Raw genomic sequence first — 15,822 nt, forward strand, 5'->3', positions numbered from 1 at the left:
GTCACCCCGGCCCGATACCGTGCCCGAGTAGCGTGATCAGGGAGGTCGCAGGCGTGTCCGAAGGTGGCGGTGTGTCCGAGGAGCAGATCGGTCAGCAGATCAGCCCGGAGCAGGAGGCGGCGGCCGGGGCTGAGCCGACGCCGCAGGCCCGGGAGCGGCACGCCACGCTCAGCCAGGAGCTGACCGAGCACCAGTACCGCTACTACGTGCTGGACGCGCCGACCATCGCCGACGCCGAGTTCGACAGGCAGTTGCGCGAGTTGGAGGCGTTGGAGGCGGAGTTTCCGGCGCTGCGTACGCCCGATTCCCCGACGCAGCGGGTGGGCGGCACGTTCTCCACCGACTTCACCCCGGTCACCCATGCCGAGCGGATGCTCTCGCTGGACAACGCCTTCGCCGACGAGGAGTTGGCGGCCTGGGCCGAGCGCGTCGAACGGGACGCGGGTGGCCCGGTGCCCTACCTGTGCGAGTTGAAGGTCGACGGGCTGGCGATCAACCTGACCTACGAGCGGGGCCGGCTGGTCCGGGCGGCCACCCGGGGCGACGGCCGCACCGGCGAGGACGTCACCGCCAACGTGCGCAGCATCCGTGACGTGCCCAGCCAGCTCACCCCGTCCGCCGAATTCCCCGACATCCCCGTGCTGCTGGAGGTCCGGGGCGAGATCTACTTCCCGATCGCCGGGTTCGCCGACCTCAACGCCAGCCTGGTGGAGCAGGGCCGGGCACCGTTCGCCAACCCGCGCAACGCCGCCGCGGGCAGCCTTCGGCAGAAGGATCCGCGGGTGACCGCCTCCCGGCCGCTGCGCCTGGTCGTGCACGGCATCGGCGCTCGCCGCGGGTTCCAGCCCACCGCGCAGTCCGAGTCGTACGCGGCGCTGAGGTCCTGGGGGCTGCCGACCAGCGACCGGTGGCGGGTCGTGCCGGATCTGGCCGGCGTGGCGGAATACATCGCCTACTACGCCGAGCACCGGCACGACGTCGAGCACGAGATCGACGGCGTGGTGGTCAAGGTCGACCCGGTCTCGATCCAGGGTCGGCTCGGGTCGACCAGTCGTGCCCCACGCTGGGCGATCGCCTTCAAGTACCCGCCGGAGGAGGTCACCACCAAGCTGCTCGACATCGAGGTCGGTGTCGGGCGCACCGGCCGGGTCACCCCGTTCGCGGTGCTGGAGCCGGTGCACGTGGCGGGCTCCACGGTCGCCCAGGCCACGCTGCACAACGCTCGTGAGGTGGAACGAAAGGGTGTGCTGATCGGCGACACGGTGGTGCTGCGCAAGGCGGGTGACGTGATCCCCGAGGTGCTCGGTCCGGTGGTCGACCTGCGCCCCGCCGACGCGCGTCCGTTCGTGATGCCCACCACCTGCCCGTCCTGCGGCACCCCGCTCGCCCCGGCCAAGGAGAGCGACGTCGACATCCGCTGTCCCAACGCACGCAGCTGCCCGGCGCAGTTGCGGGAGCGGGTGTTCCACCTTGCCGGCCGGGGCGCGTTCGACATCGAGGTGCTCGGCTACAAGGGTGCGGGCGCACTGCTGGACGCGCAGATCATCACCGACGAGGGTGATCTCTTCCAGCTCGACGCCGAGCAGCTGTCCCGGTCGCCGTTCTTCGTCAACAAGGACGGCACCCTCGGCAGCAATGCGATCAAGTTGCTGGACAATCTCGCGGTCGCCCGGGAGCGCGAGCTGTGGCGGGTGCTGGTGGCGCTCTCCATTCGGCACGTCGGTCCCACCGCGGCCCGGGCGCTCGCCCTGCACTTCCGCTCGGTGGACGCCATCGACGCGGCAACGGAGGAGGAGCTGTCCTCGGTCGACGGGGTCGGGCCGACCATCGCGGCCAGCCTCCGCGAGTGGTTCGGGGTGGACTGGCACCGCGAGGTCGTCCGCAAGTGGGCCGAGGCGGGCGTGCGGATGGCCGAGGACGCGGTCGACGAGGGGCCGCGTCCGTTGCAGGGGTTGACCGTGGTGGTGACCGGCACGCTCGCCGGCTTCTCCCGGGACCAGGCCGCCGAGGCTGTGCAGAGCCGAGGCGGCAAGGTCAGCGGGTCGGTCTCCAAGAAGACGGGCTTCGTGGTCGTGGGGGACAACCCGGGGTCCAAGGCCGACAAGGCGGCCAGCCTCAAGGTGCCGGTGCTCGACGAGGCCGGGTTCCGGGTGCTGTTGGACGCGGGTCCGGACGCCGCGCGGGAGGTCGCCCAGCCGGGTGGTTGATCTCGTAAGCGACTCGATGCGCCGACTGACCGCGTATACCAACTTAATTACGACTACGACCGATTCGTGACTGTCATACCGGGAAACCGGGGGCTGAGGGCGTTTCATTGGGTCACGGCGTGCACATCGGCACGCCGACGATCGGTCGGGAGGTGTCGTGGAGGTCGCCGACCCACGCAACTCGCTCCCCCCGGGACGGGTGGCACCGTTCGCCGCCTTCGTCGTCGGCATCCTGGTGGTCGCCGCGCTGACCGCCGCTGGTCCACTCGCGGCGCTTCCCGGTGACGTGTCCCGGCTGCCAGTGGCGTTCTGGACGATGGCTGTGCTCGCCGTGGTCTGTGACGCCCGCCCGTTCGTCCCGCCGGGCCGTCGGCAGACCTCCGCAGTGTTCCCGTCCACCTGCTTCACCTTCGCGATCCTGCTGGGCTGGGGGCTCGGTCCAGCGGTGGTGGTGCAGGCGGTGGGTGTGGTCGTCTCGGGCTGGCGGATGCGGCACGCGGCGTGGCGGACGGCGTTCAACGTCGGGCAGTACGCGTGTGCCCTCGCCGCCGCGTACGGGGTCATCCAGCTCGGGCCGGGCACCATCTTCTCCGGTGGCCGGTTGCACTGGACCGACGTGGCCGCCGTCGGCGGTGCCACGCTCGCCTGGTTCGTCGTCAACTACGGGCTGGTCAGCTGGGCGGTGCGGCTGCGCTTCGGAGACCGTTGGTGGCCCACCCTCCGTCAGGGGCTCGGCTTCGAGTTGCTCTCCACCGGCTCGCTGCTCCTGCTCGCCCCGGTGCTGGTCGCCGCCGCGCGGGTCAGCGCGGCGCTGATCCCGCTGGTGCTGGTGCCGCTCTTCGCCGTCTACCGGATGGCCCGGCTGACCGTCGAGCAGCAGCACCTCGCCGCCGCCGACCCGCTGACCGGGCTGCCCAACCGCAAGGCCCTGCTGGCCGAGGTGGCGGAGCAGGTGCACCTGCACGCCGAGCGGACGGCTCGCGGTGAGCCCGACGGGCAGTTGGCGTTGCTGCTGATCGACCTGGACCGTTTCAAGAACGTCAACGATGCCCTCGGGCACGCCGTGGGCGACCGGCTGCTGGTCGAGGTCAGTGCGCGGCTCACCGACGTGCACCCCCGGCCACAGATGATCGCCCGGCTCGGCGGCGACGAGTTCGCCATCGTGATGACCGGCCTGACCGACGTCGGTCAGGCACGTGAACTGGCCGACCGGGTGGTCCAGGCGCTGGCTGAGCCGGTGCCGCTCGACGGGCTGCCGCTGGACGTGGGCGGGTCGATCGGGATCGCCCTCTTCCCCGAGCACGGCGAGGACTTCGCCACCCTGATGCGCCACGCCGACGTGGCGATGTACGACGCCAAGCACCGCAACGACACGGTGGCCGTCTACGCCCCCGAATCCGACCACAACTCCGCGGAGCGTCTCGGCCTCCTCGCCGACCTGCGCCGGGTGCTCGAGTCCAGCCCGTCGACCGACGGGTCGTTCGACGCTGAGTCGGCGGGTCGAGCCGACGGGTCGTTCGATGCTGAGCCCGCGGGACAGGGGCACGTCGAGGGTGCGGCCGAGCAGGCCGACGGGATCGGCCGGGCCGGCGTGCCGGACGAGCGGCTGGTCGACGTACCCCTCGCCGTGTCGGCGGAGGTGCGCGGCGGTGACGGGGCGGCGCTGCCCACCGGGGCCCCGCCACCCGCGGACCCGGCGCCGGCGATCGCCGCGCCGCCGACGACCGCCGGCCGGTGGTGGGGACGCCGCCGGCGCGGCGACGCGGAGCTGGCGCACGCCGACGAGCTGATCAACCGGATCGCCACCGGGGCCGACCCGATCCGGGGCCGCGGCACCCGTGCCACCGTCACCGGCACCCGCCCGGGCCCGGCCCGGGATCGACGCGCCGGCCTCGGCAACGGCCGGCGGTCGCCGAACGCGGGCGCCGTCGCCGCGCTGGGCGTCGGCAGCCGCGGAGCGCGGCCCGACGGCAGGTCGGGCCTGTCGCCGCAACCGCTCGAATCGACCGGGTGGGCGCACGCGGCCGGCGAGCTGGCTGACGACCCCGGTGAGATCACCATGTACTACCAGCCGCAGATCGCCATCGCGACCGGCGAGGTGGTCGGCGTCGAGGCCCTGCTGCGCTGGCGGCACCCGCGGCGGGGCATGGTCGACCCGGAGGAACTCATCCGGGTCGCCGAGCAGAGCGCGGTGATGCGGCTGCTCACCCGGCGGGTCGTCGACGACGTGGTGGAGCAGATCGCCAAGTGGTCGGCGGCCGGCATCAACCTGCGCGCGGCGTTGAACGTGAGCGTTCGCGACCTGCACACCGGCGAGATCGCCGACCAGATCGCCGACCGGCTGGCCCGCTACGGGGTGCCGGCCGAGCGGCTGCAGGTGGAGATCACCGAAGGTGCCCTGATGGCCGACCCGCGCCGGGTGCTGGCCACCATCTCCCGGCTGCACCGGATCGGGGTGGCCATCGCGCTGGACGACTTCGGCACCGGGTACTCCTCGTTGCAACACCTGCGCCGGTTGCCGCTGTCCGAGGTGAAGGTGGACCGGTCGTTCGTGCTCGGCATGGCCGAGGACACCGACGACGCGGCGATCGTCCGGTCGATGATCGACCTGGCCGGCGCTCTGGGGCTGCGGGTGGTGGCCGAGGGCGTGGAGGACGAGCGGACCTGGCGGATGCTGCACGCGGCCGGGTGCGACGCTGCTCAGGGCTGGTTCTACGCCCGTCCCATGCCCGCCGAGGAGTTGGTCACCTGGCTGGCCCGTTACCGGCCGGTCCGGCCGAGCGGCGGGCACCCGGAGCCGGATGCCGGTCGCCGCTCCACCCGCTGACCGACCGCCGACACGGCATCAGCACCCGCGGAGGGGGAGTCGGGGACGCGGCACCGGAGCGGAACAATAGACTCGCTCCGGTCACCGCGCGTCACGTCCCACCCGCCGCGCGACCGGCACACCGCCCGACCAGCAGGACATCAGAAGGGGGCACGGATGGCCGCCATCTCCCGCGAGGAGGTCGCGCACCTGGCGCGCCTGTCGCGGCTCGCCGTCACGGAGGAGGAGCTGGACATGTTCGCCGGCCAGCTCGACGTGATTCTCCAGGCGGTCGCCCAGGTTGGCGAGGTCGCCGCCGCGGACATTCCGCCGACCTCGCACTCGGTGCCGCTGACCAACATCCTGCGCGAGGACGTGGTCACGCCGTGTCTGACGCCGCAGGAGGCGCTGTCAGGCGCGCCCGACGTCGAGGACCAGCGGTTCCGCGTACCGCGGATCCTGAGCGAGGATGTGGCCTCATGAGCGAGCGCCAGCGAGCGAATCAGCAGTGCAGCGCCGTGGTGCCTCATGGCGTCGCGGAGCGAAGCGGAGTGACGGCATGAGCGATCTGACCAGAATGAGCGCGACGGAGATCGCGGCCCTGGTCGCTGGCGGCGAGACTTCCGCCGTCGAGGTGACCCAGGCACACCTGGACCGGATCACCGCGGTCGACGACCGGGTGCACGCCTTCCTGCACGTGGACACCGAGGGCGCGCTCGCCGCGGCCCGCGCCGTGGACGAGCGCCGCGCCGCCGGCGAGGAGCTCGGCCCGCTGGCCGGCGTGCCGGTCGCGGTCAAGGACGTGCTCGCCACCCGGGGCGTGCCGACCACCGTGGGGTCGAAGATCCTGGAGGGTTGGCGCCCGCCCTACGACGCGACGATCGTGCAGCGTCTGCGCGACGCCGGCACGGTGATGCTCGGCAAGACCAACATGGACGAGTTCGCGATGGGCTCCTCCACCGAATACTCGGCGTACGGACCCACGCACAACCCGTGGGACCTGAGCCGGATCCCGGGTGGCTCGGGTGGTGGCAGCGCCGCAGCGCTGGCCGCGTACGAGGCGCCGCTGGCGATCGGCTCGGACACCGGCGGTTCGATCCGCCAGCCCGGCGCGGTCACCGGCACCGTCGGTGCGAAGCCCACCTACGGCGGCACCTCCCGCTACGGGCTGGTCGCCTTCTCCTCGTCGCTGGACACCCCCGGCCCGTGTGCCCGTAACGTGCTCGACGCGGCCCTGCTGCACCAGGTGATCGGCGGGCACGACCCGCGTGACTCCACCTCGATCCCGCAGCCGATGCCGGACGTGGTGGCGGCGGCGAAGCTCGGCGCGACCGGCGACCTGACCGGTGTGCGGCTCGGCATCGTCAGCGAGTTCGTCGGCGAGGGCGCCGAGCCGGGCGTGATGGCGGCGTTCCGCGAGTCGGTGGAGGCGCTGACCAAGATGGGCGCCGAGGTCGTCGAGGTGTCCTGCCCGACGTTCGCGTACGCGCTGCCGGCCTACTACCTGATCGCCCCGAGCGAGTGCTCCTCCAACCTGGCCCGGTTCGACGGCGTCCGGTTCGGCCTGCGGGTCGGCGACGACGGCAACCGGTCGCTGGAGGAGGTCATGTCGCTGACCCGGGAGGCCGGCTTCGGCCCGGAGGTCAAGCGTCGCATCATGCTCGGCACGTACGCGCTGTCGTCGGGTTACTACGACGCGTACTACGGGCAGGCGCAGAAGGTCCGGACCCTGATCACCCGGGACTTCACCGCCGCGTTCGAGCGGGTCGACGCGTTGATCTCGCCGACCACCCCGTCGGTGGCGTTCCCGATGGGCGCGCGGACCGCCGACCCGTACCAGATGTACCTGGCTGACCTGTTCACCATCCCGACCAACCTGTACGGCGGGCCGGGCATCTCGGTGCCCTGCGGCCTCTCCGAGGGGCTGCCCGTCGGCCTGCAGGTGATGGCCCCGACGATGGCCGACGATCGGATGTACCGGGTCGCCGCCGCGCTGGAGTCCGCGGTCGGCACGTTCACCCCACCGGCGCTGTGAGGCAGGAGCCCTGATGACGACGACACTGCCCGCGTACGACGAGGTCGTTGCACGCTACGAACCGGTGATCGGCCTGGAGACCCACGTCGAGCTGGGCACGAACACCAAGATGTTCTGTGGTTGCCCGACCGACTTCGGTGGCGAGCCGAACACCCGGGTCTGCCCGGTGTGCCTGGGCCTGCCCGGCTCCCTGCCGGTGGCCAACAAGGCGGCCATCGAGGCGATCATCCGGATCGGCCTGGCGCTGAACTGCTCGATCGCCGAGTGGTGCCGGTTCGCCCGGAAGAACTACTTCTACCCGGACATGCCGAAGAACTTCCAGATCAGCCAGTACGACGAGCCGATCTGCGTCGACGGCTACCTGGACGTCGAGGTGGGCGGCGAGACGGTGCGGATCGAGATCGAGCGGGTGCACCTCGAGGAGGACACCGGCAAGACGCTGCACGTCGGTGGTGCCACCGGCCGCATCCACGGTGCAACCGAGTCGCTTGTCGACTACAACCGGGCCGGCATCCCGCTTGTCGAGATCGTCACCAAGCCCATCCCGGGCACCGGCGCGCTCGCACCCGACGTGGCCAAGGCGTACGTCACCGAGCTGCGCGACGTGATCCGCACCCTCGGCGTCTCCGACGTGCGGATGGAGGAGGGTTCGCTGCGTTGTGACGTGAACACCTCGCTCAACCTGCCGGGGCAGGAGTGGGGCACCCGCACGGAGACGAAGAACGTCAACTCGCTGCGGTCGGTGGAGCGGGCGGTCCGCTCGGAGATGCTGCGGCAGGCGTCGGTGCTCGACGCGGGCGGCCGGATCACGCAGGAGACCCGGCACTTCCACGAGGACACCGGCGACACCACCCCGGGTCGCTCGAAGGAGACGGCCACCGACTACCGGTACTTCCCGGAGCCGGATCTGGTGCCGATCGCCCCGGACCCGGCCTGGGTCGCCGAGCTGAAGGCCGCCCTGCCGGAGCTGCCCCGGGTGCACCGGCGTCGGCTGCAGCAGCAGTGGGGCCTGTCCGACCTGGACATGCAGTCGGTGTTGAACGCCGGCGCGGTCGAGCTGATCGAGGCCACCGTGGCGGCCGGAACCACCCCGGCAGCGGCCCGCAAGTGGTGGTTGGGTGAGCTGTCCCGCCGGGCCAACGAGAGCGGCGTGGAGCTGGCCGAGATCGGTGCCACCCCCGCCCAGGTCGCCGAGCTGCAGGGGCTGGTCGACGCCGGCAAGCTCAACGACAAGATGGCCCGTACGGTGCTGGAGGGCGTGGTCGACGGTGAGGGCTCGCCCACCGAGATCATGACCAGCCGGGGCCTGGAGGTCGTCTCGGACACCGGCGCGCTCACCGCGGCTGTGGACGAGGCGATCGCCGCGAACCCCGGCATCGCCGACAAGATCCGCAGCGGCAAGGTCGCGGCGGTCGGCGCGCTGGTCGGCGCGGTCATGAAGACGACCCGGGGTCAGGCCGACGCGAAGACCCTGCGTGAGTTGATCCTGGAGCGTCTCGGCGTCCAGGGCTGACCGGCACACGCCACCCCGCCGCCTCGGGCGGCGCGACCCGCACCCCTCGCGAGGGCGTCAACGGCGACGCCCGGATGGAGCCCCACCGTGACCAAGCATGACCTCGATGTCCTCGACGAGATCCAGCGGCGGGTGCTCTGGCTCGCCACCCGGATCGTCGACGCCGCCAACCACGACCGGGCCACCGGCGACGGTGTGAAGGTCGGCGGCCACCAGGCGTCCAGCGCGTCCCTGGTCACGGCGATGACCGCGCTCTGGTTCGCGCACCTGGACGCCGAGGACCGGGTAGCCGTCAAGCCGCACGCGTCCCCGGTGTTCCACGCCATCCAGTACCTGCTCGGCAACCTGGACCGCTCCTACCTGCCCCGGCTGCGGGCCCGTGGCGGCCTCCAGTCGTACCCGTCGCGTACGAAGGACCCGGACGAGGTGGACTTCTCCACCGGTTCGGTCGGGCTGGGTGCGGCGGCACCGCTCTTCGCCGCCGCCACCCGGCGGTACGTCGACGCGCACTTCGGGGCCCGCCCGCACTCCCGGTTCGTGGCGCTGATCGGTGACGCCGAGCTGGACGAGGGCAACATCTGGGAGGCCGTCGCCGACCCGGCCACCACCGGGCTGGGCAACGTCATGTGGCTTGTCGACTTCAACCGCCAGTCGCTGGACCGCGTGGTGCCGGGCATCCGGATCAACCAGTGGCGGGGCCAGTTCGAGGCGGCCGGCTGGCACGTCGTGGAGGTCAAGTACGGCCGTCGGCTCGCCGAGGCGTACGCCCGGCCGGGCGGCGAGACGCTGCGCGACTGGATCGACGCGATGCCCAACGAGCAGTACCAGTCGCTGTTCGGGCTGGACGGCCCCCTGCTGCGCAAGCAGTTCCTGGACGGTGCGCCGGCCGAGGTGGAGGCCTTCGTGGCGGGCATCGACGACGAGGAGTTGCGCCCCCTCGTCACCGACCTGGGTGGGCACGACCTGCAGGCGATGCTCGACGCGTACGCCCAGTGTGACGCCGTCACCGACCGGCCGAGCGTCGTCTTCGCGTACACCGTCAAGGGGTGGGGTCTGCCCATCGCCGGCAACCCGCGCAACCATTCCGCGCTGCTCAGCTCGGAGCAGGTCGACACGTTGCGCGCCGCGCAGGGGTTGACCTCCGAGACCGAGTGGGACCGCCTCGACCCGGCGTCACCCGCCGGCATCCGGGCCGGCGCCCGCCGCGAGGCGCTGTCCCGCGCGCCCCGCGAGCGCGCGCTGGGGGTCACCGTCCCGGAAAGCACGGGAGTACGCGCAACCAAGCCGATCTCCACCCAGGAGGTGTTCGGTCGGGTGCTGGTGGACCTGGCCCGGGACCGGGAGGTGGGCCGCTACCTGGTGACCACCGCCCCGGACGTGGCCACCTCCACCAACCTCGCCGGGTTCATCAACAAGACCGGCGTGTTCGCCCCCACCGAGCAGCGGTCCTGGACCGAGGACCGGATGCTGCGCTGGACCGAGAGCCCCGCTGGGCAGCACATCGAGCTGGGCATCTCGGAGATGAACCTGTTCCTGTTGCTCGGTCAGCTCGGCCTGTCCTGGGACCTGTCCGGGCAGCCGCTGCTGCCGGTGGGCACGGTCTACGACCCGTTCGTGCTGCGGGGCCTCGACGCGTTCCTCTACGGCACGTACTCCGGTTCCCGTTTCGTGGTGGCCGGCACCCCGTCCGGCATCACCCTCGCCCCGGAGGGCGGTGCCCACCAGTCCACCATCACCGCATCGGTCGGCCTGGAGCTGCCCGGGGTGACGTTCGTCGAGCCGGCGTACGCGGCCAGCCTGGACTGGTTGCTCTGCGACGCGCTCGGGCAGATCGCCGGTGGGTCGGCTCCAGCCGTGACCGCGGCACCCGCCGAGGACGGCGCGTACTACTTCCGGTTGAGCACCCGCCCGCTGGACCAGGCGCCGTTCGAGGCGGCCCGGGCCCGACTCGGCGACGCGGTGCTGCGCCGGCAGGTCGTCGCCGGGGCGTACCGGTTGGTCGACGCCCACCAGACGTACCCGCACCTGGCCGACGCCCCGGTGGTGCAACTGGCCGCCTCCGGCGCGGTGCTGCCCGAGGTGCTGACCGCCGCGGCGGAGTTGGCCGAGGAGGGCATCGCCGCGCACGTGGTGGACGTGACCTCGCTGGACCGGCTCTACCGGGCCTGGCAGCGCACCCTGCGTCAGGGCGTCCGCACGGCCACGGTGCCGAGCGTGCCGGGCGCGTTGCGGTCCGCGTTCGCCGACCGGGTGCCGGTGGTGACCGTGCACGACGCCGCGTCGCACGCGATGGCCTGGCTCGGGTCGGCGCTCGGCGCGCCGGCGGTGCCGCTCGGCGTGGACGAGTTCGGCCAGTCGGGCAGCGTCAGCGAGCTGTACGAACTGCACGACCTGCTGCCCGGCAGCATCGTCAACGCCGCCCTGGCCGCCATCGCCCTGCGCTGACCTCCGACTCCCGGCCCGCGTTCAGCGGGTCGGGGTCGGCGTCGGGGTGGCCGAGGCGGGGACGCCAGTCGGGTTCTCCACCAGGCGTCGTTCCAGGTTGACCTGGGCCTGCCCGGTGCCGCCGACGGTGATGGTGTCGTACGCCTGGAGCATCTTCTGCTGGTCGAAGTAGAGCACGCTCATCGACAGCGGGGTCGGCTTCTCACCCTCCAGGCCACGGAGCCCCGCGCCGCCGGTGGAGCCCTCCACCATCAACGTGGTGGGCTGCTGCCCGGGCGCCTGCGGCAGTTTGGAGACCTGCCGGGCGTGGGTGTGCCCGGCCAGCACCAGCGGGCAGGTGCCGGCGAGCGGCCCGGCCGACGCGGGGTCGTGCACGAGGGCGATGTTGACCGGCCGCGGTGAGTTGCGGACCGTCGCGGCGAGCTGGTTGCCGGCCCCGATCACCTGGTCGGCCACCTGCTGGGTCAACCCGCTGCCGGCGGGGGAGGTGTTCTTGTCGGGGGTGAAGCGCGGGTCGCCGATCCCGGCGATGGTCAGCCCGGCGACTGTCGTCGTCGAGTTGTTCAGCACGATCGCGTTCGGCTGCCGGGCCACCGCCGCGGCGGTCTTGCCGGAGTCGTGGTTGCCCCGGATGAAGACGTACGGCTTCTTCAGCAGGCCGATCGAGGCGACGAAGGAGGCCTCCGGCTCGCTGCCCCAGTCGGTGATGTCCCCGGTGTCGATCACCACGTCGATGCCGAACTGCTCCACGACCGTCCGGATCAGCTGCCAGCCGGTCGGGTTGAGGTGCATGTCGGAGACGTGCAGGACCCGGGTGGTGCCCGGGGTCGGCTCCAACAGCGGAAGCGCCGAGACGGTGGTGTAGAGCTGGCTGACGTTGCCCACCAGGCGCTGCAACTGTTCCGCGTACTTGGTGTAGTCGTTGGCGATCCGGCGGGCGTCACCGACGATGGCTGGCGCGTTGACCAGCAGCCCCTCGTAGCGTGGTTCCTCGATCGCCTGCGGACGAAGGGTGGCCGCGGCCGTGCCGAGGCTGCCGGCGGTGACCAGCAGCGCCAACCCGCCCGCCCAGGCGGTCCGCCGGACGTCGCGGAAGATCAGCCCGGCCAGGACCAGGGTGACCAGCACCGCCGCACCGAGGGTTCGCAGGCCGAGGCGCATCACCCCGGAGCGGACGTCCTCCACGGCGCTCTGGCTGGCCCGGCTGATGCTGGCGGGGTCGTCGATCAGCGCCTCGGTGCGCCCCTGGTCGAGTGCGCCCAGCCGTACGGTGAGGTGGGTCGGCCCGTCGTGGCTGTCGAGCAGCAGTGCGCCGAGCGGCGGAATGTCGACGGTGGTGCCGCCGTCCCGGGCGGGGGTGATGCTGAGGTTGGCCCGGAACGGCCCAATGTCGGTGCTCACCTGACCGCCGGCCAGCACACCGAGCACCGCCCCGGCCAGGGCCACGGCGAGGACGGCGACGACCAGCCCGATGCGGCGCAACGGGCCGGCGATGCTGACCCGAGAGCGTGCCGGGCGCGGCAGATCGTCGCCGGTCACCGGGTCGTCCCGGTCATCGGCGTCGTCGTGCTGCTCGTCGTGCTGCCCGTCCATGTTGAAAGTCTGACCTGCCCATCGGAAGATCTTGGCAAACCTGAACGGATGGTGACGAACGTCAGCTGCGGCCGCCGTCGCCGCCCGCGAAGACCACCCGCAGGAGCCGGTCGTCGTCGCCCGCCGGGTTGCCCCGCCCGTCGTGGTTGGAGGTGCTGACCCAGAGCGATCCGTCCGGCGCCGCGGCCACCGCGCGCAGCCGGCCGTACCGGTTGGTGAGCAGTTCACTGGGCTGACCGAGCAGCGTGCCGGTGTCGGTCAGCTCCATCACCCAGAGACGCTTGCCGCGCAGGCAGCCGGTGACCAGCAGCCGGTCCGCCGAGGCCAGGCCGGAGCAGGACGCGTCCGAGGTCGCCCACTGCGTGATCGGGTCGGTGAACCGCCTGTCGTTGGCCCGCCCCTCGACGTCCGGCCAGCCGTAGTTGCCGCCCTTGGTGATCTGGTTGATCTCGTCCCAGGTGTTCTGGCCGAACTCGACGGCGTACATCCGCTTGGCGGCGTCCCAGGTGAAGCCCTGGACGTTGCGGTGGCCCAGCGACCAGACCGGAGAACCGGGGTACGGGTTGCCCGCGGCGGGCTTGCCGTCCCGGGTGATCCGGAGGATCTTGCCGCCGAGGCTCTTCACGTCCTGGGAGAGGGGGCGCTGACCGGCGTCACCGGTGCTGACGTAGAGCTGCCCGTCCGGGCCGAAACCCAACCCGCCGCCGTTGTGCACATTGGCCTTGGGGATGCCGGTGAGGATCGGGGTGGGCTGCCCGCCAAGCTGCAGCCGAGCGACCCGGTTGTCCTGCTCGGCCGTGTAGTAGACGAAGACCGTCCGGTCTCGGGCGTAGTCGGGGGAGACGGCGATGCCGAGCAGACCGCCCTCGCCGGCGGCGGCCACGTCGGGAATCGTCTGCACCGGTCGGAGCCGCAGCCCGTCCGGCCCGGACTCGGGGCCGACCTGCACGATCCGGCCGTTGTCCCGTTCGGTGACCAGCGCGCCGCCGTCCGGCAGGAAGGCGATGCCCCAGGGCACCCGTAGACCCTTGGCGAGCACCGTCGCCACCGCCTGCTGGCCGGCGCCGCCGGGGTTCGCCGACGCGGACGGGGTCGGCAGGTTGGGCGGCTCGCCGGCCGGGTCGGGCTCCGGTTCGCCGAAGCTGCAACCCGCGGTGAACAACAGCGCCGCGCAGGACGCCGCGAGGGCCACCCGGAGGCGAGGGATGCGAGGGTACGGGGGACGGGCTCTCACCCGGCCCAGGGTAGCCCGCCGGCCGGCCCGGCCGGGCCCGTCGGATCCGACCGGCGCCGGTGACCCCGGCGGCTGGTCCCCGGTGGACCGCTCACCGTGCCCGTACGGTCAGCAGCGCGGTGTCGTCCTCGCGGTGGCGGATGGAGGCGAGCAGCAGGTCGCACAGTTCGTCGAGGGGCAGTGTGTCGGCACCGGTCAGCTGGCTGACCAGCTCGGCCAACCCCTCGTCGATGGACCGGTCCCGCCGTTCGATCAGCCCGTCGGTGTAGAGCAGCAGAGTGTCGCCGGCGGCCAGGCTGGTCGACTGACTGGTCCGCGGTGACGGTCGGGCCAGGCCGAGCAGCGGCTCCGGCGCCGCGTCGAGGGCCTCCACCGCCCCGCCGACGCGGACCACCAGGGCCGGCGGGTGCCCGGCGTTGGACCAGGTCATCTCGTGGACGCCAGCGACCTGCGGGCAGATCCGGACCAGCGTCGCGGTGGCGGCGATCGGCAGCCGCAGGCCACGGATCGCGCCATCGAGGTTGCTCAGCAGCGCCCCGACCGCGTCCGGCCGGCCGAAGGCGTTGCCCCGCACGAGGTTGCGCAGCTGGCCCATGGTCGCTGCCGCCTCGATGTCGTGCCCGGCCACGTCCCCGATCGCCACGATCACGTCGCCGTCGGGCTGGACGAAGGCGTCATACCAGTCACCGCCCACCTCCACCCGGTCGGCGGCCGGCTGGTAGCGGGCCGCCAGCTCCAGCTGCCCCACGACCGGCAGCCTCGGCAACATGCTGTGTTGCAGGACCTCGGCGACGTGCCGCTGCTCGCCGTACATGGAGCTGTTGCCGACGGCCTGGCCGGCTCGGCGGCCGATGTCCACCGCGGTGAGCAGGTCGCGGTCGTCGAACTGTTGACGTTGGCCGCCGTTGACCAGGGTGATCGCCCCCAGCACCGTGCCGCCGACGCCCCGCACCGGCACGCTCAGGTAGGAGGCGATGCCCAGCCGGCCGGCGATGGAGGCCATCTCCGGGTGGGTGGTGCCCCTCGTCACGTCGGCCAGCGACGCGATGCTGCCGAGCCGGGGCTGGCCGGTCCGGAGCACCGCCCGGATGCTCGACTCCGGGCTCAACCCGGTGCGCAGCAGGTCACCGAAGCGGTCCACGTCCGCCGCGCGGGCCGGGTCGCGGTGCACCGAGACCACCTCGCGGGGCAGGCCGTCCGGCCCGATCAGGGTGAGCAGGCACCAGTCCGCGAGCAGCGGCACCATGGCGGCAGCGAGCCGGCGCAGCGCGGTGCCCACGTCCAGGGTGCCGGCCAGCGTCTCGCTCACCCCGGCCAGCAGTTCCAGCCGCTCGTGCGCCTGCACGACCCGCCGCCGTGCCTCCTGCGCGCCGTCGAGCGCGATCCGCAGTCGCAGCTCGGACGAGCAGGCGGCGGCCAGGTCGGCGAGTGTCCGCAGCTGCGCGGCGCTCCACGCGCGAGGTTTGCTGTCGATGGCGCAGAGCGAGCCGAGCACCCGGCCGGAGAGATCGGTCAGTGGCATCCCGGCGTACGCGACCACGCCGAGGTCTCCGATGGCCAGGTTGTCCCGTACCCGGGGGTAGAGCCGGGCGTCCGGCAGCACCATCGGCGCTTCGAGGTCCACCACGTGCTGGCAGAACGAGTGGCTCAGTGGAGTCTGCCGGCGCTCCGACCAGGGCTCGGGCAACCCGACCGCGCCCGGAAAGAACTGCCGGTCGGCGGAGACGAGGGAGACCAGCGCGACCGGCACGTCCAGCAGGTCGCTGACCAGTCGGGCGAACCTGTCGAACGCCTCGTCCGGGGCGGCCTCCAGCCCGGTGTCGGCGAGCGCGCGCAGCCGCGCCGGATCGGCGAGCGTCGCAGGTGGGGCGATCGGAGGCCGGGTGGTGGCGGGGGAGCCGTCGGTCATCGAGCACCTGTCTGCTGGAGCGGGGGCCGGCCGGCCCGCCGACCCTTCGTTATACCTCGCCCAGGCCCGGGTCGAACATC

The 15,822-nt window shown here is 72.4% G+C and carries 9 protein-coding genes; 6 read left to right on the forward strand and 3 right to left on the reverse strand.

Features of this window, described 5'->3' with window-relative positions:
- Window positions 1-71: 71 nt before the first annotated feature.
- The 6 genes from ligA (at window position 72) to JOD64_RS20405 (ending at window position 11,006) form a co-directional block, all read left to right on the forward strand.
- Window positions 72-2,207, forward strand: coding sequence for an NAD-dependent DNA ligase LigA (ligA, locus tag JOD64_RS20380; RefSeq protein WP_204943674.1), 2,136 nt, complete (start codon window positions 72-74; stop codon window positions 2,205-2,207).
- Window positions 2,208-2,364: 157 nt separating this feature from the next.
- Entirely contained in the window at window positions 2,365-5,034 is a 2,670-nt protein-coding gene (locus tag JOD64_RS20385) for a putative bifunctional diguanylate cyclase/phosphodiesterase (protein ID WP_204943675.1), read from the forward strand.
- Between the two features lie 156 nt (window positions 5,035-5,190).
- Window positions 5,191-5,496 (forward strand): Asp-tRNA(Asn)/Glu-tRNA(Gln) amidotransferase subunit GatC, encoded by a 306-nt coding sequence (gatC, locus tag JOD64_RS20390; RefSeq protein WP_204943676.1) that lies wholly within the window; start codon window positions 5,191-5,193, stop codon window positions 5,494-5,496.
- A 76-nt stretch (window positions 5,497-5,572) separates the two neighbouring features.
- Window positions 5,573-7,048 carry an Asp-tRNA(Asn)/Glu-tRNA(Gln) amidotransferase subunit GatA gene (gene gatA / locus JOD64_RS20395; protein WP_204943677.1) on the forward strand — a complete coding sequence of 492 codons (1,476 nt, stop codon included), beginning with the start codon at window positions 5,573-5,575 and terminating at the stop codon, window positions 7,046-7,048.
- A 13-nt stretch (window positions 7,049-7,061) separates the two neighbouring features.
- Window positions 7,062-8,561 carry an Asp-tRNA(Asn)/Glu-tRNA(Gln) amidotransferase subunit GatB gene (gene gatB / locus JOD64_RS20400; RefSeq protein ID WP_204943678.1) on the forward strand — a complete coding sequence of 500 codons (1,500 nt, stop codon included), beginning with the start codon at window positions 7,062-7,064 and terminating at the stop codon, window positions 8,559-8,561.
- Between the two features lie 87 nt (window positions 8,562-8,648).
- Entirely contained in the window at window positions 8,649-11,006 is a 2,358-nt protein-coding gene (locus JOD64_RS20405; RefSeq protein ID WP_204943679.1) for a thiamine pyrophosphate-binding protein, read from the forward strand.
- A gap of 21 nt (window positions 11,007-11,027) precedes the next feature.
- Here JOD64_RS20405 and JOD64_RS20410 read toward each other — a convergent pair whose 3' ends face one another.
- The 3 genes from JOD64_RS20410 to JOD64_RS20420 form a co-directional block, all read right to left on the reverse strand.
- Window positions 11,028-12,599: a metallophosphoesterase gene (locus JOD64_RS20410; RefSeq protein ID WP_204943680.1), complete on the reverse strand. Its 1,572-nt coding sequence runs from the start codon at window positions 12,597-12,599 to the stop codon at window positions 11,028-11,030.
- A gap of 61 nt (window positions 12,600-12,660) precedes the next feature.
- Entirely contained in the window at window positions 12,661-13,833 is a 1,173-nt protein-coding gene (locus JOD64_RS20415) for a PQQ-dependent sugar dehydrogenase (protein ID WP_204943681.1), read from the reverse strand.
- Window positions 13,834-13,924: 91 nt separating this feature from the next.
- Window positions 13,925-15,742 (reverse strand): SpoIIE family protein phosphatase, encoded by a 1,818-nt coding sequence (locus tag JOD64_RS20420; protein ID WP_204943682.1) that lies wholly within the window; start codon window positions 15,740-15,742, stop codon window positions 13,925-13,927.
- Window positions 15,743-15,822 lie beyond the last annotated feature (80 nt).

The organism is Micromonospora luteifusca, assembly GCF_016907275.1.
GTDB classification, from domain to species: Bacteria; Actinomycetota; Actinomycetes; order Mycobacteriales; family Micromonosporaceae; genus Micromonospora; species Micromonospora luteifusca.

Bases quoted from the DNA above. Each gene is read 5' to 3' on its own strand.
- gatC (WP_204943676.1), top strand. From the start codon at position 5,191: ATGGCCGCCATCTCCCGCGAGGAGGTCGCGCACCTGGCGCGCCTGTCG.
- gatA (WP_204943677.1), top strand. From the start codon at position 5,573: ATGAGCGATCTGACCAGAATGAGCGCGACGGAGATCGCGGCCCTGGTC.
- gatB (WP_204943678.1), top strand. From the start codon at position 7,062: ATGACGACGACACTGCCCGCGTACGACGAGGTCGTTGCACGCTACGAA.
- JOD64_RS20410 (WP_204943680.1), bottom strand. From the start codon at position 12,599: ATGGACGGGCAGCACGACGAGCAGCACGACGACGCCGATGACCGGGAC.
- JOD64_RS20420 (WP_204943682.1), bottom strand. From the start codon at position 15,742: ATGACCGACGGCTCCCCCGCCACCACCCGGCCTCCGATCGCCCCACCT.